21 protein-coding genes are annotated in these 20,222 nt (G+C 65.7%); 14 read left to right on the top strand and 7 right to left on the bottom strand.

From position 1 onward, the window contains the following. Positions 1-47: 47 nt before the first annotated feature. Positions 48-725 (top strand): DUF2490 domain-containing protein, encoded by a 678-nt coding sequence (locus O3139_RS09055; RefSeq protein ID WP_269513725.1) that lies wholly within the window; start codon positions 48-50, stop codon positions 723-725. A 116-nt stretch (positions 726-841) separates the two neighbouring features. Here O3139_RS09055 and O3139_RS09050 read toward each other — a convergent pair whose 3' ends face one another. After that, the gene (locus O3139_RS09050) at positions 842-2,215 is read right to left on the bottom strand and encodes a DUF4861 family protein (protein WP_269513724.1); all 1,374 of its coding nucleotides are present in this window, start codon (positions 2,213-2,215) and stop codon (positions 842-844) included. Positions 2,216-2,700: 485 nt separating this feature from the next. Here O3139_RS09050 and O3139_RS09045 point away from each other — a divergent pair, with 485 nt between their 5' ends. The 6 genes from O3139_RS09045 to O3139_RS09020 are packed head-to-tail and all read left to right on the top strand — an operon-like array spanning position 2,701 to position 8,822. Beyond that, the gene (locus tag O3139_RS09045) at positions 2,701-3,318 is read left to right on the top strand and encodes a hypothetical protein (protein ID WP_269513723.1); all 618 of its coding nucleotides are present in this window, start codon (positions 2,701-2,703) and stop codon (positions 3,316-3,318) included. Further along, positions 3,315-4,634, top strand: coding sequence for a hypothetical protein (locus O3139_RS09040; protein WP_269513722.1), 1,320 nt, complete (start codon positions 3,315-3,317; stop codon positions 4,632-4,634). The genes O3139_RS09045 and O3139_RS09040 overlap by 4 nt, the downstream gene beginning before the upstream one ends. After that, positions 4,621-5,577, top strand: a complete 957-nt coding sequence (locus tag O3139_RS09035) for an AAA family ATPase (RefSeq protein ID WP_269513720.1) — start codon at positions 4,621-4,623, stop codon at positions 5,575-5,577. Before O3139_RS09040 ends, O3139_RS09035 begins: the two co-directional genes overlap by 14 nt. Continuing rightward, entirely contained in the window at positions 5,574-6,887 is a 1,314-nt protein-coding gene (locus tag O3139_RS09030) for a DUF58 domain-containing protein (RefSeq protein ID WP_269513719.1), read from the top strand. The genes O3139_RS09035 and O3139_RS09030 overlap by 4 nt, the downstream gene beginning before the upstream one ends. Positions 6,888-6,937: 50 nt before the next feature. Beyond that, a complete protein-coding gene (locus tag O3139_RS09025) occupies positions 6,938-7,918 on the top strand; it encodes a stage II sporulation protein M (RefSeq protein WP_269513718.1) in 981 nt (326 codons plus the stop codon). Positions 7,919-7,970: 52 nt separating this feature from the next. Then, positions 7,971-8,822, top strand: coding sequence for an RDD family protein (locus O3139_RS09020; RefSeq protein ID WP_269513717.1), 852 nt, complete (start codon positions 7,971-7,973; stop codon positions 8,820-8,822). Positions 8,823-8,833: 11 nt separating this feature from the next. Here the strand turns inward: O3139_RS09020 and O3139_RS09015 are convergent, their stop codons facing one another. The 4 genes from O3139_RS09015 to O3139_RS09000 form a co-directional block, all read right to left on the bottom strand. Further along, positions 8,834-9,610 carry a YciC family protein gene (locus tag O3139_RS09015; protein ID WP_269513714.1) on the bottom strand — a complete coding sequence of 259 codons (777 nt, stop codon included), beginning with the start codon at positions 9,608-9,610 and terminating at the stop codon, positions 8,834-8,836. Positions 9,611-9,837: 227 nt separating this feature from the next. After that, a complete protein-coding gene (locus O3139_RS09010) occupies positions 9,838-10,026 on the bottom strand; it encodes a hypothetical protein (RefSeq protein ID WP_269513712.1) in 189 nt (62 codons plus the stop codon). Positions 10,027-10,203: 177 nt separating this feature from the next. Continuing rightward, positions 10,204-11,169: an L-lactate dehydrogenase gene (locus O3139_RS09005; protein WP_269513710.1), complete on the bottom strand. Its 966-nt coding sequence runs from the start codon at positions 11,167-11,169 to the stop codon at positions 10,204-10,206. Continuing rightward, positions 11,166-12,140 carry a sensor histidine kinase gene (locus O3139_RS09000; protein WP_269513708.1) on the bottom strand — a complete coding sequence of 325 codons (975 nt, stop codon included), beginning with the start codon at positions 12,138-12,140 and terminating at the stop codon, positions 11,166-11,168. The genes O3139_RS09005 and O3139_RS09000 overlap by 4 nt, the downstream gene beginning before the upstream one ends. Before the next feature lie 216 nt (positions 12,141-12,356). Between O3139_RS09000 and O3139_RS08995 the strand changes: the two genes are divergently transcribed. Continuing rightward, positions 12,357-12,662 (top strand): hypothetical protein, encoded by a 306-nt coding sequence (locus O3139_RS08995; protein ID WP_269513706.1) that lies wholly within the window; start codon positions 12,357-12,359, stop codon positions 12,660-12,662. Positions 12,663-12,714: 52 nt separating this feature from the next. On the opposite strand, the gene O3139_RS08990 is transcribed toward O3139_RS08995, so the two are convergent. Then, on the bottom strand, positions 12,715-13,476 hold the full coding sequence (locus O3139_RS08990; protein ID WP_269513704.1) for a helix-turn-helix domain-containing protein: 762 nt from the start codon (positions 13,474-13,476) through the stop codon (positions 12,715-12,717). Between the two features lie 103 nt (positions 13,477-13,579). Beyond that, positions 13,580-13,954: a c-type cytochrome gene (locus O3139_RS08985; RefSeq protein WP_269513702.1), complete on the bottom strand. Its 375-nt coding sequence runs from the start codon at positions 13,952-13,954 to the stop codon at positions 13,580-13,582. 113 nt (positions 13,955-14,067) lie between these two features. On the opposite strand from O3139_RS08985, the gene O3139_RS08980 reads away from it, so the two are divergent. The 6 genes from O3139_RS08980 to O3139_RS08955 all read left to right on the top strand — a co-directional run bounded on the left by O3139_RS08980 (position 14,068) and on the right by O3139_RS08955 (position 20,185). Continuing rightward, positions 14,068-14,778 carry a hypothetical protein gene (locus O3139_RS08980; protein WP_269513700.1) on the top strand — a complete coding sequence of 237 codons (711 nt, stop codon included), beginning with the start codon at positions 14,068-14,070 and terminating at the stop codon, positions 14,776-14,778. Positions 14,779-14,815: 37 nt separating this feature from the next. Continuing rightward, a complete protein-coding gene (locus O3139_RS08975) occupies positions 14,816-16,288 on the top strand; it encodes an acetyl-CoA hydrolase/transferase family protein (protein WP_269513698.1) in 1,473 nt (490 codons plus the stop codon). Between the two features lie 53 nt (positions 16,289-16,341). Then, positions 16,342-17,034, top strand: a complete 693-nt coding sequence (locus O3139_RS08970; protein ID WP_269513696.1) for a cytochrome b/b6 domain-containing protein — start codon at positions 16,342-16,344, stop codon at positions 17,032-17,034. 179 nt (positions 17,035-17,213) lie between these two features. After that, a complete protein-coding gene (locus O3139_RS08965) occupies positions 17,214-18,287 on the top strand; it encodes an efflux RND transporter periplasmic adaptor subunit (protein WP_269513694.1) in 1,074 nt (357 codons plus the stop codon). A 3-nt stretch (positions 18,288-18,290) separates the two neighbouring features. Next, the gene (locus tag O3139_RS08960; RefSeq protein ID WP_269513692.1) at positions 18,291-19,496 is read left to right on the top strand and encodes an ABC transporter permease; all 1,206 of its coding nucleotides are present in this window, start codon (positions 18,291-18,293) and stop codon (positions 19,494-19,496) included. Then, on the top strand, positions 19,493-20,185 hold the full coding sequence (locus O3139_RS08955; protein ID WP_269513689.1) for an ABC transporter ATP-binding protein: 693 nt from the start codon (positions 19,493-19,495) through the stop codon (positions 20,183-20,185). The genes O3139_RS08960 and O3139_RS08955 overlap by 4 nt, the downstream gene beginning before the upstream one ends. Positions 20,186-20,222 lie beyond the last annotated feature (37 nt).

The raw sequence follows: 20,222 nt of genomic DNA, 5'->3' as shown, positions 1-20,222 counted from the left end.
TCCTGGATCGGCCGTCTCCATCACCCTTCGCCCCGGGTATTGCCACCATGAAGCCTGCCGCCATCCTTGCCTCGGCCGCCGTCGTCCTGACGTTGGCCGCACCCGCCGCCGCCCAGCACGACAACCAGGTCTGGACAGCGGCTTTCGCCAGCGGGCCCGTCCGCGAGGGCGGCAAGGTGCTGGCCTGGTGGGACTCCCACGCCCGGTTCCGGGATGAGGGCGATCACCTCGACACCACCCTTCTGCGCGCCGGGGTCGGTTGGAGAGCCTCGCCGCGACTGGACCTGTGGGCCGGCTATGCCCACATCACCCAGCGTCGCCCCGGTCCGGATACGGTCGAGCACCGCGCCTGGCAGCAGGCGACCTATCCGATCGCCGACCTCGCCGGTGGCCGTTTGACCGGGCGCACCCGGCTCGAGCAACGCTTCCGCGAGGGGACTGACGATACCGGATGGCGGGTTCGTCAGTTCGTTCGCTGGAGCCGCCCTGTTGCCAGTTCAGACTTCAGCGTCGTCCTGTCGAACGAGACCTTCGTCACCCTGAACCGCACCGATTGGGGCCAGTCCGGTGGCTACGACCAGAACCGCGCCTTCGCGGGCGTGGGCTGGCAGATGACCCCAAAATTCCGGCTGGAAGCCGGCTATATGAACCAGCATGTCGACGGCGGATCACGACCGGATCGCCGGAATGATAACATCATGGTGTCCGGGTTCACGACCTTCTAGAGGCGACACAGGTCTTGTCGACGTGAACCGACGGGTCTGTCCGGTGGACGCTGAAATCGCTCCGGCCAATCGGCGCAGACCGTCTGCGGAGCGGACCATTTGTGAAGCCGATTTCGTCATGGCGTCTCCGACGGTCGCGTCTCGGAGTTGATCGAGACAAGGACGACCGGGGCGTTGTATTCCCGGGCAACGGTCCGGACGTAGTCGGCGAACGCGCTTGCGGTCCGCCGGTTCGGGCCTTCGCTCCATCCGGCGGCCAGCAGATAATCGAACCGGCCGTCGGCGGTCATCGGCATGCTCATGACATGGTTGCCTTCGTCCTGTGGCGCGAAGGCGTAGGTCGGCGAGAGCCGATCGGGCACCACCAGGGCCGTTCCGGCGTAGGCGACCGTCATGTCGGGCTGAACCTGTTCAAGATCATCGGGATTGCGGATCACCTCAGGCGCTGCGGAGATCACCAGTCCGCCCTCCTGCACATAGGTGTCCTCGTTCAGATGCTTGCGGATACCGACCACGAACCGTGGGGCGGGGCCCACAGGGTCGATCTGGCGAAAGGCGACCCGGGCGGTCGAATAATCCTGCCCGGCATAGCTGCTATAGATCTGGTCCAGCTCGTAGGAGCCGTGAGGCGTGTTCCAGTTCATCGTACGGATCCGGACCATGCTGCGGACCGGTCCATTGGCCAGGACGGTGAAGGCGTAACGCGGCGACGACACCGGTCCGCCGTTGAAGTTGCCTTCCGAGCCGGGCCCGAAGCGGGGGCGGCTGATGACCCCGGGGTGCGCCGGATCCTCGATCAGACCGATGCCGCCGCCGCCGAACGACGACGCGACCCTCATGATGTCCGAACCCAGGCCCGGGTCGATCAGAGAGACGGCATAACCATCGAGGTTTTCCATATACAGGCGCTGGCTCATCAACTGCGGCGTACGCTTGGCGTAGACGTCGATGTCGGTCGGATACCAGAGCTTCCAGCCGAAGGTCTCGCTCTCCCAGAACGGAACGGTGTGGCGCATGTAGCTGCCCGTCGCGGCATGGGTCCGGTGGGCGGCCCATCCCCGTTCCTGGGTTCCGAGATAGACATAGACGGTCTTTGTCTCGCCAGGAGCAAAGTCGGCCATGAAGAACAGTTCGTCCCACAGCCCGTCCTGGTCCAGATCGTCGAACTGGTACGGAAAGGCATGGCCGTTGGTTTCGGCCAGTTGGCCGTGGGCCCCCTCAAGCGCGCGTTGACGGGCCGACGGCTCCGCGTTCGGGACGCCCTTCGGATCCACCAGGGTCATCTGGAGCTCGTGGATATCCTGAAGCGGCCCCAGATCGGATCTCTGGATGATCACCGGGCTGTTGGTTCGCGCGACGTCGAGAGGATTTCGGACCTGGATCGCGACCCGCCGCACGGGTTCGAACGTCCCTTGCGTGTACCACGCGCCGTCGGCCTGCTCAGGGCCTGCGGCGAGGCCGAGGAAAACCGCAAGGATTGAGCCGATCATTTGTGCCCCCAGGATAGCCGATCAGTCGACCAGTATTGCTGATTCAAGGTCCGGTCGATATGGCCGTCGGCCGGTGCTGTGGGGGCGACGCCCACACGTCTCCGGGCGACCCGGCTGACGTGACCCCCGCTTCTCATCCAGCCATAACGAGAGTCCCCAGGTGATCCGAGCCGTGATTGGCAGGGGTGGCGAGAGTCCGGTCTTCTGTCACTCCGTGCGAGACGTCATGACGAAGCTGGGAAACCTTCTTCATGAGTTCGGCCCTACAACACCGATCTGTGGAGCGATGGAAACTCTGGTCTGGCCAAACCACGTCTGGTTGACTGATTTCTGCGCGGCGTTATTGCTGGATCGTGTCGGGGGATACCGTTCAGCCTATGTTGGTGCAAACCTTGTCAGCCGACGGACTGGAACCGCTGGCAACCCCGGGATCGCGGGTGATGCTTGCGGCTCCGCAGTCCACGAGGGTTCCACCGTCGCCTTCGTTGCCCGACATCGCCGAAGAACACGCCCGGCTGTTGGGGGACACTTCGTTACAGTTCGAACGGACCGGCTTCGTGCCGCCTGAAGTCCCGGCCTGGCTTCACTGGGTCGGGGACCTGATGCGTGCTGTCGCTCCGGCGCTTCAGTACGTGTTCTGGGGCGGTTTGATCTTGCTGGCAGGCCTTATCGTTTTCGCGATCGGCCGGGAGGTGCTGAAGCTGCGCGGTCCGCGCGCCAGAGCCATGCCACCGGTCGCGCCCCATGTGCCCGAATGGCGTCCCGATGTCGGTGCAGCGCGCGATCTTCTTGCGCAAGCCGATGCACTGGCATCGCGAGGTCTTTATGCCGAAGCGGTTCACCTTCTGCTTTTGCGGAGCGTGGAGGATATCCAGAGCCTGCGGCCCAAGGCCCTGCGGGTTTCACTGACGACGAGAGAGATTGCGGCGCTAGAGGCGATCCCGGAAGGTGCCCGTCCGGCCTTCACCCTTATCGGTCGGCTTGTCGAGCGGAGTCTCTTCGGGGCCGTGCCCGTCCTTGCCGGTGATTTCGCTGCCTGCCGTAATGCCTATGAGGCATTCGCCCTGCCCGGCGGCTGGCGCCAGAAGGACGCTGTCCCGTGAGCCGCAAGCCGGCGTCCGTCGGAGCAGCCTTCTCACCGCTCATCATGGTCGTGGTGGCCCTCGTGGCCGTCGTTGCCATGGCCGGGCTTGGTGTTCTGTCAGCCTATGCGCCGGAGCTGAAGACCGGCAATGATGGCGGGACCCATGCGCTGTCCAACTCGTCCGTCGGCTATGCCGGCATCGTGAAACTGCTGGGTGCCACCGGCGTCCCTGTCACGCTCAGCCGTGGGCCCGTGGGAAAGAACGCTGACGACAGCCTGTTCATCAGCACGCCACCGATGGGCATCAACCCCGATCAGGTTCGCGACCGGTCAGAAGCCGAGGATCCGCCTGCGACGGGTCCCGCCGCTCATGGCAGGGACAAGCGACGTCGCAAGACGCTGGTTGGGCCGACCAGCGGCCACGTCCTGATCGTGCTGCCCAAATGGGCGACCTTGCCTGAACCCCGACACGCCGGGTGGGTGACGACGGCCGGCACCTTGCCGCCGGATGGCGTCATCGCGGTCCTGCCTGAAGGTTTCCGCGACGGTCTTCAGGTCGCGCGGCATGAAGGCGCGACCCCGGTACAGCTGACACGGCCGGACGGGCAGCGGATCGGACGTTCGGCCAGTATTGATCAGCTTCAGACGCTGTCGGGCCCAGCACTGACCTCGCCGGCCTGGATTCCAGTGCTGACGGATTCGTCGGGCGGTGTGATCGTGGCCAGGCGCGGCACCAGCTGGACCTACGTTCTTTCCGACCCTGATTTTCTGAATACGCAAGGTATTGGAACGCTGGCAGGTGCGCAGAACGCGATCGCGATGCTGGATCTGCTCCGCGGCGAGGATGCGCCCGTCGTGTTCGACCTGACCCTCTACGGGTTCCAGCGGACGCGCAGTCTTCTGAGGCTGATGCTCGAGCCGCCGTTGCTCGGCGTCACCCTCGTACTGGCTGCTCTGATGGCCCTGGCCGCCTATCAGGCCGCGATCCGCTTCGGACCGGCGCGCGAGACGGGGCGATCGGTCGCGCTCGGCAAGAGGGCGCTGGCCGACAACACCGCCGGCCTCGTCAGGCTGGCCCGGCGCGAGCACCGCATGGCGGTGCCTTACGCCCGTCTTGTGCGGGGCAGGGTTGCGCGTGCCATCGGTGCGCCGCGAACCCTGTCCGACGTCGAGTTGGATGCCTTCCTGGACAGGGTGGGCGACGTCTCGGGCACATCGGCTCGCTACAGCGCCCTGGCCGATCAGGCTCGCGGGGCCAGAACCGCCAATGATCTGATGAAAGTTGCCAGCGACCTTCGTCGCTGGAAGCAGGAGATGACCCGTGGACGTCAATGAAGTGACCAGGATCGCTGCGCGCATTCGCGCCGAGATTGCCCGCGCCGTTGTCGGCCAGGACAGCGCGGTCGATCTGCTGCTCACCGCTCTTTTCGCGGGTGGGCATGTGCTTCTGGAAGGGCCGCCCGGAACGGCCAAGACTCTGCTGGCCCAGAGCTTCGCGCGCACGGTCGGACTGGACTATGGCCGTATCCAGTTCACGCCGGACCTGATGCCGGGCGACATCATCGGGTCCAATCTGTTCAACTTCCAGACGTCCAGTTTCACCCTCACGCAAGGCCCGATCTTTTGCGAACTGCTTCTGGCCGATGAGATCAACAGGACGCCCCCGAAGACCCAGGCAGCCCTGCTTGAAGCCATGCAGGAGCGTCAGGTCACGATCGACGGTGTCTCTCACGGACTGAGCAATCGGTTTACTGTGGTCGCCACCCAGAACCCTATCGAGCAACAGGGCACCTATCCCCTGCCTGAAGCGCAGTTGGACCGTTTTCTGTTCAAACATGTTCTGGAATACCCAACGGTGGATCAGGAGCGGGCCATCGTCGCCGCGCATGGTGCCCGGGCCGGTCAGATGGACCCTGCCGAGCTCGGCGTGACAGCGGTGGCCGACCGGGCGACCATCGACGCTGCGGTGGCGACGGTCGCCGGCGTCCGGCTGACGGACGAGGTGACCGGCTACATCGTGGACCTCGTTCGGGCGACACGTGAATCAGCCGATACGGATACCGGTGCCTCGCCCCGGGCGGGTGCCATGCTCGCCGTCGCCGCGCGTGCTCGCGCCGCGCTCGACGGCCGCGATTATGTCATACCCGACGACGTGAAGGTGCTGGCGGTCCCGACCCTGCGCCATCGTTTGCTGCTCTCTCCTGCAGCCGAGATCGAAGGCCGCAAGGTCGATCAGGTGCTAAGCTCGCTCGTCGAGCAGGTCGCAGCACCCCGATGATCTACCCGACCCGGAAAGCGATCCTGACGATGGCGGCGGGCCTGCCCGTGGCTTTGCTTTTCGGTGCCCTGACGCCGGCAGGATGGCTCGCATCGCCCTGCTGGATTGCCGGCTTTGCGCTCCTTCTGGTGCTGGACGGACTGCTGAGCGGATCCCGGTCGCGACTCACCCTTGACCTTCCGCCTGCACTTTTTCCGGCCGTCGCCCGGCCGGGTCAGGCCGAGTTCGTCGCGCGTTTCGGAAAAGGAAATGTCCCCGGGCGCGCGGAGGCAGCTCTCGCCGCCGACGGTCGGCTGGGCCTGAGCTCTGCTGTAGCCCGCGCGCCTGTGCAGGACCGCGCCGCGCGCTTGGGGTTTGCCTTCACCCCTGAGCGGCGTGGGTCTGCCATCCTGCACCGCCTCTGGGTGCGCTGGTCGAGCCCGATGGGGCTTGTCTGGAAGCAGAAGGTCTTTGATCTCGATCAGGCGGCCCCGGTGTCCACCGACCTCCAATCAGTCCACGAAGATGCGGTCAGGCTATCTGCGCGCGATGCCTTGTTCGGAGCCAAGACGCAGATCGAGCATGGTGAGGGCTCCGAATTCCAGGCGCTCCGGGATTTCCAGCCTGGCATGGACCGTCGGGCGATCGACTGGAAACAGTCCGCGCGCCATTCGGCACTTCTGGCCAAGGAGTACCGTACCGAGCGGAACCACCACATCGTGATGGCGCTCGATTGCGGTCGGGTGATGAGCGAACCGGTCGGAGGCGCGCCGCGGATCGACCGCGCCATCAATGCTGCGCTGCTGCTGTCCTGGGCGTGTCTGAAATCGGGAGATCGGGCAGGGCTGTTCGCCTTTGATTCGGCCCCCCGGCTCTCCACCGGGGTTGTTGCCGGCATGGATGCCTTTCGCGCGCTTCAACGGGTGGCAGGGCGGATCGACTATTCGTCCCACGAGACCAACTACACCCTGGCCCTGACGACCCTCGCCGGGCAGCTCAGACGACGATCCCTGGTGGTCGTCTTTACGGATTTCACGGATTCGACGGCCGCCGAGCTGATGGTGGAATCGCTTGGCCGCTTGCTCCGTCGCCACCTCGTGCTGTTCGTCGTTCTGCGAGACGAGGAACTCGAGTCGTTGCTCGAAATCGAACCGGTCGAGGCGGAGGACGTGGCCCGCGCTGTCGTAGCCGGGGGGCTGCTGCATGAGCGGGATGTCGTCGTCAGTCGCCTCCGGCGCATGGGGGTTCACATCGTCGATGCACCGGCCGAACGGATCGGATCGGCGGTCATCAATGCCTATCTCGATCTCAAGAGAAGGGATCTTCTGTGACCGACACGCCTCTTCGATCGGCGCCGATGCTCAAGAGCCAGCGGTTTCGAATGGCCCGCGAGGACGACTGGAAACGCCTTGAACGGCTGATGGACAAGGTCGAAAAGGGCAGTGCTGGCAAGCTGTCCGATGACGAGATCCTTGTGATCCCGGTCCTCTATCGATCGACGCTGTCGGCGCTGTCCGTGGCGCGCGAAACATCGCTTGATCTGTCGCTGATCAGCTATCTGGAGACCTTGTCCGCGCGCGCTTACTTCTTCGTCTATGGATCGCGCTCCACACTGCAGGGGCGGCTCGCCAGCTTTTTCTCCGTCGACTGGCCCCGGGCCGTCGGTAGCCTCTGGCGCGAGACCCTGATCGCCGGGGCCATGATGATTCTGGGTGCTGTGGCAGCCGCCTGGCTGGTCGGCCATGATGCCGAGTGGTTCTACGCCTTTGTGCCGGCGGAATTGGCGGGTGGCCGCGATCCCGGGGCTTCTACAGCGACACTGCGAGACACACTTTCGGGCGTCGAGGATAGGGCAGGCCTGTCCGTCTTCGCGACGTTCCTGTTCACCCACAATGCGCAGATCGCGTTGCTCGCCTTCGCTCTTGGGTTCGCCTTCTGCATCCCGAGCGCGCTATTGATGCTCTATAACGGCGCGACCCTGGGGGCCTTCTTCATTCTGTTCGCCAGCAGGGGACTGGGCGTCGAGGTCGGGGGGTGGCTGATGATCCACGGCGTCACGGAACTGTTTGCCGTCACCCTGGCCGGAGCAGCCGGTCTCAGGATCGGATGGGCGGTGATGTTTCCGGGCTCGCGGCACAGGCTCGAAGCCGCCAAGGAAGCCGGCAGGGCCGCCGGAACGGTCGTCGGTGGCGTGGTGATCATGCTGTTCATTGCAGGCCTGCTTGAGGGGTTCGGTCGCCAACTGATCACCGATACCGGCAGCCGCTATGCGATCGGCCTGGCCACCGGCGTGCTCTGGGGGACTTATTTCTACGCCCCGCGTCGCCGCGGCACCGCGCTCAGTTATTCCAATGGCCAGTGAGGCGTCGATTTCCAGGCCAGGCGGAGGCGTTCCGGGTGAGGTGGATCGGACGTTGCGCGAGTTCATCACGCCGGAAGGCGTCGATCTGCGTCTGAACATCGCCGACGCAGGCCAGCGCGCAGCAGCCTTCCTGCTGGATGCGGCCATCATCGTCGGGGTTCTGATCGGTCTCACCGTCGCGGCCGTGCTGATGGGGCTTGGGGCCGCTGCGGCCGGCGGCGGCGGGGCGGGGCTCGAACTGGTCGCAATCGTATGGCTGCTTGGCTTCTTCTTGCTGCGGAACTTCTATTTCGTGGCGTTCGAGCTCTCTGCTCGCGCCGCAACGCCCGGGAAGCGGATCATCGGTCTCAGGGTCGCGTCGCGGGACGGCGGGCGATTGCGGGCGGAATCCGTCTTCGCGCGCAACGCCATGCGCGAGCTGGAGGTTTTCTTGCCCCTGTCCTTGCTGGTGGGACAGTCCCAGGGCGGCGGCGTCGAAAGCTGGATGTATCTGCTGGGTTTCATCTGGGCGGCGGCATTCGCGCTGTTTCCGCTGTTCAATCGCGATCGGCTGCGGCTGGGTGATATCGTCGGCGGGACCTGGGTCGTGCGCAATCCTCGCCGCAAGCTGACCCGTGACATGGCCGACGAGGGGGGCGAGCGCCTGTCCAGGTTCGCCTTCACAGCCGCACAGCTGGAGGCGTACGGTGCAAAGGAACTTCACGTTCTGGACGACGTGCTTCGCGTTCGGAACCGCCGGATCATGCGCAGCGTCGCCGAGCGGATCGCCGCCAGGATCGGGTGGAACCATACCCCCTTCGACGACGACTACGACTTTCTGAGCGCCTATTACGCAGCTTTGCGCGGGCGGCTGGAGCAGCGTCTGCTGATGGGCGTCAGACGCCGCGACAAGCACGACGTGTGAGCGTCGCGGGATCAGTCAAAGACCGAGGCCAGGGCTTCGGGCGCGACCCCCTCCTTGACCGTCCGCAGTTCGTAATAGATGGCCGCGATACCGGCCGACGACAGGATGGCGGTGACCACATTGACGATCGGCGTCACGATCACGACAGCGATCGAAGGTGTCGCGCCAGCGGTCGGAGTCAGGCTTCCAGAGCTGGCCAGCATTACGCCGGCTACGGCCATGCTGAGCAACCAGGCCACCAGGGTATAGACCACGACAATGGCGAAGATCATCCAGCGAGACCCCCGGGTCAGGTCGCGACTGCGCTGAAAGCTCTCCATCACCCCACGCCTTTCGGCGACCAGGGCAGGGGCGGCGACGATCCACATGATCGAGAGAATGATGCCCGGGATCACCAGCAGGATGAAGCCCACCATGAGGCCCAGGCCCATGAGAATACCGAGGCCGAGCAGGGGGAAGAAATAGCGAAGGCCAGCCGACAGGGCCTGCCCCAGGCCGATCCGCTTTCCGTTGAAACCATTGACGGTGACGAAGACCACCAGACCTTGCAGGATATAGGTTCCCACGAGCGTCAGAATGCCGCCGACGACGATCGCGGTCAGGATCAGGGGCGATCGCTCCGTGATGATGTTACTGCCCTGGCCCAGCGCGCTGATCGCGCTGGGCACGCCGATGAGGAACAGGGATGAACCCAGAAACACCAGCCAATTCTGGCTGATGGATGCGAAAGTCCGCTGCGTGACGCGACCGAGATCGAGTCCGCCGCCATTATAGTCCGTCGTCGCCATTTGATCCCCCCGGTTGCAGACAGACTATAGGCTGCCAAAGTGCGCCCTGGAAAGTCGGCACGGCCAGGTTGACGAAGCCGGCCCTTCGAAAAGGGTCCTCCGGGTGCGGTCGGTTCAGCGCCACCGGGTCTCCGGAACCCGGAGGCCGCACAGGGTAGGCGGGCCCTATGCGGCGAGCGTCTTCCACTCGGCAAGGCGGCCTTGTCCCTGGTCTTGCTGGCAAAGGATTAGAGCACCTCGCCATTGATCCTCGCGCAGTCCTCGTCGAGGTGCCCCCGCAAATGGGTGAACGCGCGCATGCGCTCGACCCGTTTCCAGGGGATCCCGGCGGCGAATATGGGGCCGAACCGGCTGCATCCGAGCTGCACGATCTCGCCGCCGATGTCGATGCCGCGCCCGGCCGGCAGGGCCGCCACAGTCCGGAGCGACAGCGGCTACTTCCCCGACATCATCTCCACCGTCCGGATCACCTCCGACGAGCTGTCGAAACTTCGGAAGGGTTGGTGGAGCGGGCCATGGACGAGGCGGCTGGATTGCCGCCGAAACAGGGCAACCGGTTTGGGCTGACCCGGTCGTGCAGGTTGCCGGTTGGCTCACGTTGCTGATGCCACTTCCGATATGGCGGCAAAGGCCGTCATCAGTAATTTGCCGGAGGCCGCCAGCGCGACCGCCTCGTCCGGCTCGAGGTCCGGCGTGAGAATCCGCTCAATCCCGCCAGCGCCGACGACGCAGGGCAGGCTGAGGCAAAGGTCCGACAGGCCGTACTGCCCGGACAGCAGGGTCGAGACCGGAAGCACGGCACGCTCGTTGCGGACGACGGCCTCGCAGATGCGCACGATGGCGGTCGCCACGCCCCAGGAGGTGTAGCCCTTGCCCTTGACGATGTCATAGCCGGCGTCCCGGACCTGGCGCGCGATCGAGGTCTGGTCGAGCGCTCGGGAACCGGCGCAGAACTGTTCGAGCGTCTGTCCACCGACGCGCACTGCGGAGAAGACCGCGACCTCACTGTCCCCGTGCTCGCCCAGGACGAGGGCGTCGATCGAGGCTGGCGACACGTTCAGCGCCGCGGATAAACTCTGCTTCAGGCGGCTGGTGTCCAGCAGCGTGCCGGTGCCTATAACCTGAGCTGGCGGAAGACCGGATCGGTGCAAGGCAACGCGCGTCATCAGATCGACGGGGTTCGCCGATACCACGATGACCCCCCGAAAACCGGCGTCCATCAGCGACCCCACACAGTCGGACACGATCGCAGCGCTTTGGGCGGCCACCGACAGGCGGGTCTGGCCACCATGCGTCGCCCCTCCTGCGGTGATAAGCGCCATGCTTGCGCTCGCCGCTTCCGTATAGTCGCCCGCCCAGATCCGGGAGGGACGGGCGAGGGCGTTCGCGTCGGCGATGTCTGCGGCCTCTGCCTCGGCCAGCGCCCGATTGCTGTCGATCAGGACGATCTCGAGGAACAGCGCACGGAGCATCAGGGCATAGGCCGCCGTGGCGCCAACATGGCCCGCGCCGATGATCGCGATGCGGCCTTCGGCGGGATCGGCGGTGTCGGTCTTCATCGTGTCGGGCTCACCGCGGCGAGACTGCAGATGATGGAAACACGAAGGCCCGGCTGTGCGTCGGCCATGTCGATCACTGCGCCGAGCTGGCCGGCCAGTGCCTGAATGATGCCGGTTCCAAGTCCAGACCGGGTGCTGGTCGGGTCGGGTGGCATGCCAACGCCGTCGTCGCGGACCGTGAGTGTCCAGCCTTCCCCCCCGGCGCTGTAATCGACATCGATCCGCCCGTTCCGATCGTTCGGAAACGCATGCTTGAGCGCGTTGATCACCAGTTCGGTGACGATCAGGCCCAGGCTGACGGAGTTGCCCGATGTGGCGACGCTGTCGTCCACGGTGACGTTCAAACGGATCTGGCTGGTGTCGCGGATCATCGAGTCACCGATGCTGCGGCACAGGTCTGTGAAATAGCCGCGCAGTTCGACATCGCCGAGTTCCGAACGGGCGAGCTGGTGCTGGACGGCAGCCACCGACAGGATCCGCTGGTGGGCGTCGCGGAGATGGCTGCAGCTGCGGAGGTTGGCACAGCTCTCGTCCGAACCGAGCTTTCTGATGCCCTGCATCAGGACGCTGGCGATGATCTGAAGGCTGTTGGCCGTCCGGTGCTGGACTTCCTGGACCAGCATGGCCCTCTCCTGGATCAGTTCCTCGTTCTGCCGCTCTTTCTCGCGCTCCCCGGTGACGTCCTGTATGGACACAAGCAACCGGACGCCGTCGGCGTCCTTATAGTCGAGCTGCTGGACGTCCAGGACCAATCGACGCGTCTGCTCGCCGGTCCCGAGGTCGATCTCGCAGGCGTGCGCGGAGGTCTGGCCAAGGGCAATCGCCTCAAGCAAGGACCCGAGCCTTGGCATGTTCCATTCGCCCCCGCCAAGGTCGGCAAGGCGCGCTCCGGGAACGTCGTCCGGACCCACATCGAAGGCTTCAAGAAAGCTCTGACTGGCGGCCAGGATCGAAAGGTCGCCGTCCAGCATAAGCACCGGCGCGACCGAGGCGGAGATGAGCGACAGGGCCAGGTTCAGGGCGATGTCGGATGGCGGAGCAAGCGATATCGTCGTCATGGATGGGTCACCCCCGAGGGACTGCGTCATCGTCCTCTAGGGGTCATGTCGTGCGCCGGCCTTGATCCAGATCACCGACTTCCCCGGGCAGATCGGCTTGGATGGCGCGTCATCCAAAGGAGCCTCCCCATGACCCATGCCACCCTGAAGACGCTGAGCCGCGACATTCATGGATTTGCCGACGAAGCCACCGACCATCTGAAGGACGCCGCAAGGACGACGGGGGCCGAAGCGAGCGACGCCATCGCCCGGGCGACCAGGGCCATCGCCCGCGCCGCCGATCGCCTGCGCGACGAGGCCGAAACCTCTGCGGCGACGACGCGCGCCCAGATGTCCGAGACCGTCCGCGCCTATCCGGTCAGCACCAGCGTCGTCGCCGGCGCGATCGTGGCTCTGCTCGCGACCTTCGCTCTGGTCCGTCTGTCGCAGTCCTGATCAGAACAGGATGACCCCGGCGCTGACCGCGTCGGGGTCTTGTGGTGGCCGCTCAGAGCTCGCCCGAGGCGTGCTGGCGCAGGCGTTCCGGTCGCTCGACGATGAGTTCATGCTGCGACGGGATCGAGATCAGCCCCTTTACCTTCATCCGGGTCAGCACACGGCTGACCGTCTCGATCGTCAGGCCCAGATAGTCTGCGATCTCACCACGCTTCATGGGCAGCCGCACATGGCCGGGCGCGCTTGGACGGGTGGGGTCGTGGCCCGGCAGGTCGAGGAGAAAGGACGCCATCCGTTCGATCGCGGTCTTTCGACCCAGCAGCAACATCTGGTTCTGTGCCGCCGCCAGTTCGTGGGAGGTGCGGTGAAGCAGCATATGCTCCAGCGGTGGCGAGTTCGCCACCAGGACGCGGAACGGCCCCTTTCGGAAGCGACAGACGGTTGAGGCCTCCATCGCCTCGGCCGAGAAGACATAGGTCTCGCCGATCGCCAGGCCGAGGAAGTCTCCGGCGAAGACGAAGCCGGTGATCTGCCTGCGCCCGTCCGGGAGCAGCTTGTAAACCCGGAGCGACCCGCCCGTGATGTTAAAGACGTGAGGGGCGGGCTCGCCTTCGCGTATCAGAACAGCGCCGGATTTTAGCGTGATGACTTCGGCCAGATCGCCGAGGCGTTGAAGGTCAGGATCGTCTGCGGCCCCACAGACGCTCAGCGCCCGCGCACCGCAGATGTGGCAGTCGGTGCCTTGCAGTCGGTCGATACAGCCCGATTGAGGTGGCGGTCGCGGCGCAAGCGCAGGCTTCAGAGCAACGACCATGCGACAGTGTGCTCCCGAAAACGGTAATCACCGAGTCGGTTTATCGATCCGGCCCAAATCAGGGCGAGATGCGGTCAAGGCGAGAAACTCAGGAGTGGCCGGCTCATTCAGTTCCGGAAGGCTGAATGCTTTTGAGATAGGCGACGAGATCTGAGTTTTCTTCCGTCGACATGACGAATTCGGGCATCTCTGCGTGGGCCGTGTTGATGCCTTCGGCGAAGGCCTCGGCCAGGTACTCGACAGGGTAGCGCCGACCAAGGTCGCGGAAATGCGGGGCGGCGGGCAGCGGGCTATCGCCCGTCGTACCGACCGCATGGCAGCCGGCGCAGTTCGCCCTGGCATAGGCCGCCCCACGCTGCTGCGCGGCGACGTCGGGAAGAGAGGTGTCAATCCATGCTTGTTGGGAAAGGGGGGCGGTCGGCTGAACCGCGCAGCCCGTCAGCCCGAGAAGCATGGCGATAGCGACAAGGTGTTTCATGGGCGGCCTCCTGACGCGGCCAACCTCCCACGCCGTTCCGTTCAGATCGTTGATCCGGATCAAGGCAATGATCGCTGCAACGCGGTTTGATCGATCCGAACGGGATAGAGGACATGCGCTTCGCAAGCCTGCTGGTCTATGTGGACGAAGGTCCTGACGCGACGGCGCGCGTCGCGCTGGCCTGCGAGATCGCAGGGCTTTCCAGGACCCATGTCATCGGTCTGGCCGCCAGTATGCCGGACGTTCCCCTGATCGATCCCTATGCGGGCGGGGCCATGCCGGGCGAGATGCCGGGGCTGTTCCGCGACATCGCCGAGGCGGACGTCGCTCGGGCCCGGACCCTGTTCCGGGATGTCGTGGGCGGATATGCCGACCATGCGGAGTGGCGCGGCGAGGTGGGTTACCCTTCCGACCTGGTCGTGCAGGCGCTCCGGGCCGCCGATATTGCCATCCTGGGCCGCCGCGATCCGGTCCGCTCGCCGACGCGCTCGCCCGACCCTGCGGACGTCCTGATGGCCGCCGGTCGCGCCATTCTCGTCGTCCCGCCCCGGAGCCCGACAGGTCCGATCGGCACACCGGCCCTGGTCGCCTGGAAGGACTGTCGCGAAGCCCAGCGCGCGGTGTCAGCGGCCCTGCCGATCCTGGCCGCCTCGTCGATCGTTCATGTGATTGAGGTTTGCGGGGCCGAGCAAACCGACGAAGCCCGTATTCGCGCCGACGACGTCGCGGTGTTTCTGGGTCGCCACGAAGTCTTCTGGGGAGGGCTCGACGGCGACTGGGTCTACTGGCAGGGCGACATGAAGACGTGGTCCCGACGTGGATAGGTCCCGGATTGCCAGCATGGGCCTCAGGGCCAGGGTCATGTCCGCAGAGGACGCCGCCTTCCTGATCGCACCGGACACGACTGTGGGGCTGAGCGGCTTTACGGCCTCGGGCTATCCGACCGCCGTGCCCCTGGCCCTGGCCGCCCGGATCGAGGCCGAGCATGCGGCCGGCCGACCATTCAAGCTGCGTATCTGGACCGGCGCCTCGACCGGGCCCGAACTGGACGGTGCCCTGGCCAAGGCGGACGGGATCGAGTTCCGGCTGCCCTACAACTCCGACCCCACCTGTCGCGACAGGATCAATCGCGGCCAGATGGAGTATTTCGACATGCACCTCAGCCAGGTCGCGCCGGCCGCCTGGCAGGGCATCCTGGGGCCGCTCGACACCGCGATCATCCAGGTCACCGGCATTCGCGAGGACGGCGCACTTATTCCGGCGTCATCGGTCGGCAACAACAAGACCTGGCTGGACCGGGCCCGCCAGGTGATCCTGGAGGTCAACCGCTGGCAGAGCCCAGACCTGCTGGGCATGCACGACATCTACTATGGCGCGGCCCTGCCGCCGAACCGGGTGCCGATCCCGCTGATCCATCCGGGCGACCGGATCGGCGAGCCCTGCTTCCGCTGCGACCCCGACAAGATCGTCGCCATTGTCGAGACCGATCGTCCCGACCGCAACGCTGGCTTCACGACTCCCGGTGCCGACGACCTCGCCATCGCCGGGCACCTGCTGGAGTTCCTCGAACACGAGGTGAAGAGGGGGCGGCTGCCGCCTTCGCTGCTGCCGATCCAGTCCGGCGTGGGCAACACAGCCAATGCCGTGCTGACGGGCCTGATCGACGCGCCCTTCGACGATCTGACCGCCTGGACGGAGGTGATCCAGGACGGGATGATGGCCCTGCTGGACAGCGGCAAGCTGAGGATGGCGTCCTCGACCGCGCTCAGCCTCAGTCCGGACCTCAGCGAACGCGTTAATCAGCGCATGGGCGACTATCGCAACCGGATCATCCTGCGCTCGCAGGAGATCAGCAATCACCCGGAGCTGATCCGGCGGCTGGGCGTCATCGCCATGAACGGCATGATCGAGGCCGACATCTATGGCAACGTGAACTCGACCCACGTCATGGGTTCACGCATCCAGAACGGGATCGGCGGCTCCGGGGACTTCGCGCGGAACGCCTACATCTCGATCTTCATGAGCGCCTCGACGGCCAAAGGTGGGGCGATCTCGACCATCGTGCCCTGCGCTTCTCACGTCGACCACATCAACCAGGACGTCCAGGTCATCGTCACCGAGCAGGGCCTCGCCGACCTCCGCGGCCTCTCGCCAAAGCAGCGGGCGAAGGTGGTGATCGAAACCTGTGCCCATCCCGATTACCGGCCGATGCTGGCCGACTACTACGCGCGGGCGCTCAAGGGCTCCTGGGGGCTCCAGACGCCCATGCTCCTCGATGAGGCCCTGTCCTGGCACGCCCGGTTCGTGCGCTCGGGCTCCATGCGGCCCGGCTGATGTCAGGCTGACGTCAGATTTCGCGCCCGGCACCCCACCAAACGGAGGTTTCCATGACCAGCAAGACCCCACAGACGATCAGGACAATCAAGACGTGGGACCGGGGCGTCCGCCTGTTCCACTGGCTCCTCGTGGCCACGATCGCGGTCGCCTTCCTGTCGTCCGAGGAGGGCAGTGCCCTGTCGCCGTGGCATGTCCCTGCGGGCTGGGTGGCGGCCATCCTGATCGTCTTCCGCCTGCTCTGGGGGTTCGTGGGGGGCGAGCATGCCCGCTTCGTCAACCTGATCCGTCCGTCGCGCATGGCGGGTCATGTGAGGGGTCTGTTCGCAGGGCGTGTCCACGCCTCGCTGGGCCACAATCCGCTGGGCGGGATCGCGGTGATCGTGCTTCTGGCCCTCGTCGCCGCGACGACCTTCACCGGGATCACGGGCGGAGAGGATGGGCACGAAGCCATAGCCTACATGCTCCTCGCGATGATCGCCCTGCACGTGGTCGCGGTCGTGGCGATGTCGTTCCTGACCCGCGACAATCTGATCGGGGCCATGATCACCGGGCGCAAGAAGACGACGCATTTCCCGAATGCCCAGGATGCCGCTCCGCCGGCCCGCGTGGCTGTTCCCCTCGCTGTTCTCGTCGTGGCGGGCTCCGCCTATGCCGCGACCCGCATCGACCCGCAGGCCTTTACACCCGGCGCGCACGGGGAAGCCGGCGAAGGGGGTGAGGCCGAGAACGTCGATGAGGACTGAACGGGCTTTGGGTGCCGCCGGGCTGGATCATGGTTCGGAACGGGCCGCCGGCACCGGCGGTCCGTTGTCCGACCTTGTCTCACTCCGCCGCCTGGCCAAGGGCCGGAGCATTTGCCAGCCGACGATAACACCCGCACCAGCAGCACCGCATCTCGCGGCGTCGCCCTGAAGAAATCCTCATGCAAGCCCCCTCCAGACCCGTCCTTGTCCTTGCCGCAGTCGCCCTGACCATCAGTGTGGTGGCGGGGGTCATCGTCTGGCGACGACCCGCCGAGGTCGCGGTTCTGCAAATCCGGCCGCAGACAGTCGAGCAGGCCCTGTCGGTGGTCGGCCGCGCCCGTCCAACCGAGCTGATCCAGGTCGCCTCGCCCAATCCGGGCCAGGTGGTTCGTCTGTTTCACGACGAGGGGGGCCGGGTCGCGGCCGGAGACCCGTTGGCGGTTATCCTTGCGACCGTAGAACAGGCCCAGACCGCCGCGGATGTCGCGCGGTCCCTTGCCGCGCGGGCCCAGGCGACCGAGGCGAGGTTGAGCTACCAGAGAACGCGAACCTTGCATGCGCGGGGTTTTGCCTCAACCGCGGCGCTGGACGCCGCGCGCGCCTCTCTCGATACGGCAGAGGCCAATGCGACGGCCGCCTCGGCCTCTGTGCGGGCCTCGGCCGAGCGTGCGCGGGAGTTTACCATCCGCGCACCGATGGCCGGGGTGGTGCTGGTCCGACCGATCGACAATGGCCAGGTGGTCCTGGCCGGACAAACCCTGTTCGAGTTAGGGTCGGCGACCGGTGTCGAGATCCGTGCCGAGGTCGAGGAAGCCTACGCCGATGCCATCCGCCCCGGTCAAGCGGCCCGCGCCGCCCTGTCCGGCTCGCCGGAAATTTTTGCCGCCCGGGTGACAGAGGTCTCGCCCCGGATCGATTCCGGCACTGGCGGGCGCACGGTCCGGCTGTCGCCAGCCGGTACCCAGGGCCTTGCAGCGGGTCGTTCGGTCGATGTGACCATCGTCGTTGCCCAGCTGCCGGGTGCCATTGTCGTGCCGCGCCGCGCCGTGGTCGATGCCACCGCGGCCCCCAAGGTCTATGTTGTGGACGCCGACGGCATCGTCCGCGCCCGGGCCATCACTGTGGCACGCTGGCCCTCGGTCAATGCCATTGTCGAAAGCGGTTTGGCCGCGGGCGACAGGGTCGTGCTGGCACCCGCCACCACCCGCCCCGGGGCTCGCGTTCGCCCCGTGGCGCAGACCTCAGGCGATTGAGCCGTGTTCGCCTTTTACGTCGCGCGGCGCTACCTGTTGTCCAATCCCTCGCAAACCCTGCTGTTGATCGCGGGGGTCGCCGTGGGCGTGACGGTCTTTGTCTTCATCACCGCCCTGATCGCCGGCCTCGCCGTCCGTCTGACCGAGCAGGTCACGGGCAACGGGGCCCACATCAGCCTGCTGCCGCCGACGCGTGTGGCGCGGGTCCTTGCCGGGCCGGACCTGCCGGTGGAATCCGTTGCCCTGGTCTCTACCTTCCAGCGCAAGCAGATCCGCAACTGGCCGATGATCGTCGAGCTGCTGCGCGCCAATCCATCGGTTTCCGCCATCAGCGCCCAGATTTCCGGGAGCGCCGTCCTGGTGAAGAGCGAGGCGGTGACCTCGGTCTCGATCATTGGGGTCGAGCCACAGGGAATCGATGCCATCTCGGAGATCACCCCGAAAATCATCGAGGGCGACGGTGCGCTCGGGGCGGACGGCCTGTTGATCGGTGTGCGAATGGCCGAGGACCTCGGGCTGGGTGCCGGCCAGTCGGTCCTGCTGCGCACCGACCGGGGGGTGGAGCGGCAGTTGACCGTCAAGGGCGTGTTCCGCACCGGCCTGCAGAGTCTTGACGAACGCGTTGCCTTTCTCTCCCTGCAGACGGCCCGTCCGCTGTTCGTCCTGCCGGAAGGGGTGACGAACATCGAGATCAAGCTGCAGGACCCCGAGGATGCGCGCGCCATGGCGCGCTTTCTGGCCGATGCAACGGGCCTGCGCGCCACGCCCTGGCAGGAGAAGAACGTCAATCTGGAAGACGCCCTGGTCGCCCAGAGACGGACGGGCACGATGATCCAGCTGTTCTCGCTGATCTCCATCATCATCGGCATCTCCAGCGCCCTGGTTCTGTCAGCCTATCGGCGACGCAGTGAGATCGGGATCATGCGCGCCTTCGGTGTGCCGGGCGGATTCATCCTGTGGGTCTTCCTGCTGCAGGGTCTGTTGATCGGTTTGATCGGCGCCCTGATCGGTTGCGCCAGCGGCTATGGTCTGTGCGTGTTGCTGGAGGGGATCACCAGCGCCGAAGGCATCCCGATCCTGCCGATCGCGCCAGATCAGGGTGGCTATGTCGCTGCCCTGGTTCTGACCACCCTGGGCGCGGCGATCGCCTCGATCCTGCCGGCGCGCTCTGCCTCAAAGGTCGATCCGCTTGAGGCCATCCAGCAATGAAGCCGGTTCTGGAGGCGCATGGGATCGAAAAGGTCTTCCTCAATGGCGACGAGGAAACCCGGGTGCTCAAGGGCATCGACCTGACGCTCGACAAGGGCGAATTGGCGGCGCTGCTGGGGGAGTCGGGATCGGGCAAGTCGACCCTGCTGTCGATCGTTGGACTTCTGCTGCGGCCCACCGCCGGATGCCTGACCATCAGTGGAGAAAAGGTCGATAGCCTTAGTGAAACGAAGCGCGCCCGGTTTCGTAACCAGCGTCTGGGCTTCGTCTTTCAATTTCATCACCTTCTCCCTGATTTCACCGCCATGGAGAATGTCGCCTTTCCAGCGGCCGCCCCGGCCGGCGGCATTTCGTTCGATATGCGCGAACGCGCCCGCGATCTGCTGATGCGGGTCGGGCTTGAGGACCGCATAGATTTTCCGGCGACCCGACTCTCGGGTGGACAGAAGCAGCGCGTCGCCATCGCCCGTGCCCTGATGAACCGACCAGATCTGATCATCGCTGATGAACCGACAGGCAACCTTGATCGAACATCTGCTGACCAGGTGCTGGACCTGATGCGGGAAGTGAACCGGCTGGACGGTGCGACCTTCCTGATATGCACCCACGATGAACGCATTGCCGCAAGGTGCAGTCGTCGCCTGACGCTGGAGGATGGCCGACTGTTGTCGAATGTCGCGTCTTCGTGATCCTCTCATCCGTGCGCAATTGCCCCGGCGGCCCGGG

The sequence above is a fragment of the Brevundimonas subvibrioides genome (assembly GCF_027271155.1).
Classification (GTDB): domain Bacteria; phylum Pseudomonadota; class Alphaproteobacteria; order Caulobacterales; family Caulobacteraceae; genus Brevundimonas; species Brevundimonas subvibrioides_D.
This window is presented reverse-complemented; position numbering and strand designations above follow the sequence as displayed.

Excerpts from the sequence above, each read along its gene's own strand:
- O3139_RS09055 (WP_269513725.1), top strand. The coding sequence starts at position 48 with ATGAAGCCTGCCGCCATCCTTGCCTCGGCCGCCGTCGTCCTGACGTTG.
- O3139_RS09050 (WP_269513724.1), bottom strand. The coding sequence starts at position 2,215 with ATGATCGGCTCAATCCTTGCGGTTTTCCTCGGCCTCGCCGCAGGCCCT.
- O3139_RS09030 (WP_269513719.1), top strand. The coding sequence starts at position 5,574 with ATGATCTACCCGACCCGGAAAGCGATCCTGACGATGGCGGCGGGCCTG.
- O3139_RS09025 (WP_269513718.1), top strand. The coding sequence starts at position 6,938 with ATGGCCCGCGAGGACGACTGGAAACGCCTTGAACGGCTGATGGACAAG.
- O3139_RS09015 (WP_269513714.1), bottom strand. The coding sequence starts at position 9,610 with ATGGCGACGACGGACTATAATGGCGGCGGACTCGATCTCGGTCGCGTC.
- O3139_RS09005 (WP_269513710.1), bottom strand. The coding sequence starts at position 11,169 with ATGAAGACCGACACCGCCGATCCCGCCGAAGGCCGCATCGCGATCATC.
- O3139_RS09000 (WP_269513708.1), bottom strand. The coding sequence starts at position 12,140 with ATGCTGGACGGCGACCTTTCGATCCTGGCCGCCAGTCAGAGCTTTCTT.
- O3139_RS08995 (WP_269513706.1), top strand. The coding sequence starts at position 12,357 with ATGACCCATGCCACCCTGAAGACGCTGAGCCGCGACATTCATGGATTT.
- O3139_RS08990 (WP_269513704.1), bottom strand. The coding sequence starts at position 13,476 with ATGGTCGTTGCTCTGAAGCCTGCGCTTGCGCCGCGACCGCCACCTCAA.
- O3139_RS08985 (WP_269513702.1), bottom strand. The coding sequence starts at position 13,954 with ATGAAACACCTTGTCGCTATCGCCATGCTTCTCGGGCTGACGGGCTGC.
- O3139_RS08980 (WP_269513700.1), top strand. The coding sequence starts at position 14,068 with ATGCGCTTCGCAAGCCTGCTGGTCTATGTGGACGAAGGTCCTGACGCG.
- O3139_RS08975 (WP_269513698.1), top strand. The coding sequence starts at position 14,816 with ATGTCCGCAGAGGACGCCGCCTTCCTGATCGCACCGGACACGACTGTG.
- O3139_RS08970 (WP_269513696.1), top strand. The coding sequence starts at position 16,342 with ATGACCAGCAAGACCCCACAGACGATCAGGACAATCAAGACGTGGGAC.
- O3139_RS08965 (WP_269513694.1), top strand. The coding sequence starts at position 17,214 with ATGCAAGCCCCCTCCAGACCCGTCCTTGTCCTTGCCGCAGTCGCCCTG.
- O3139_RS08955 (WP_269513689.1), top strand. The coding sequence starts at position 19,493 with ATGAAGCCGGTTCTGGAGGCGCATGGGATCGAAAAGGTCTTCCTCAAT.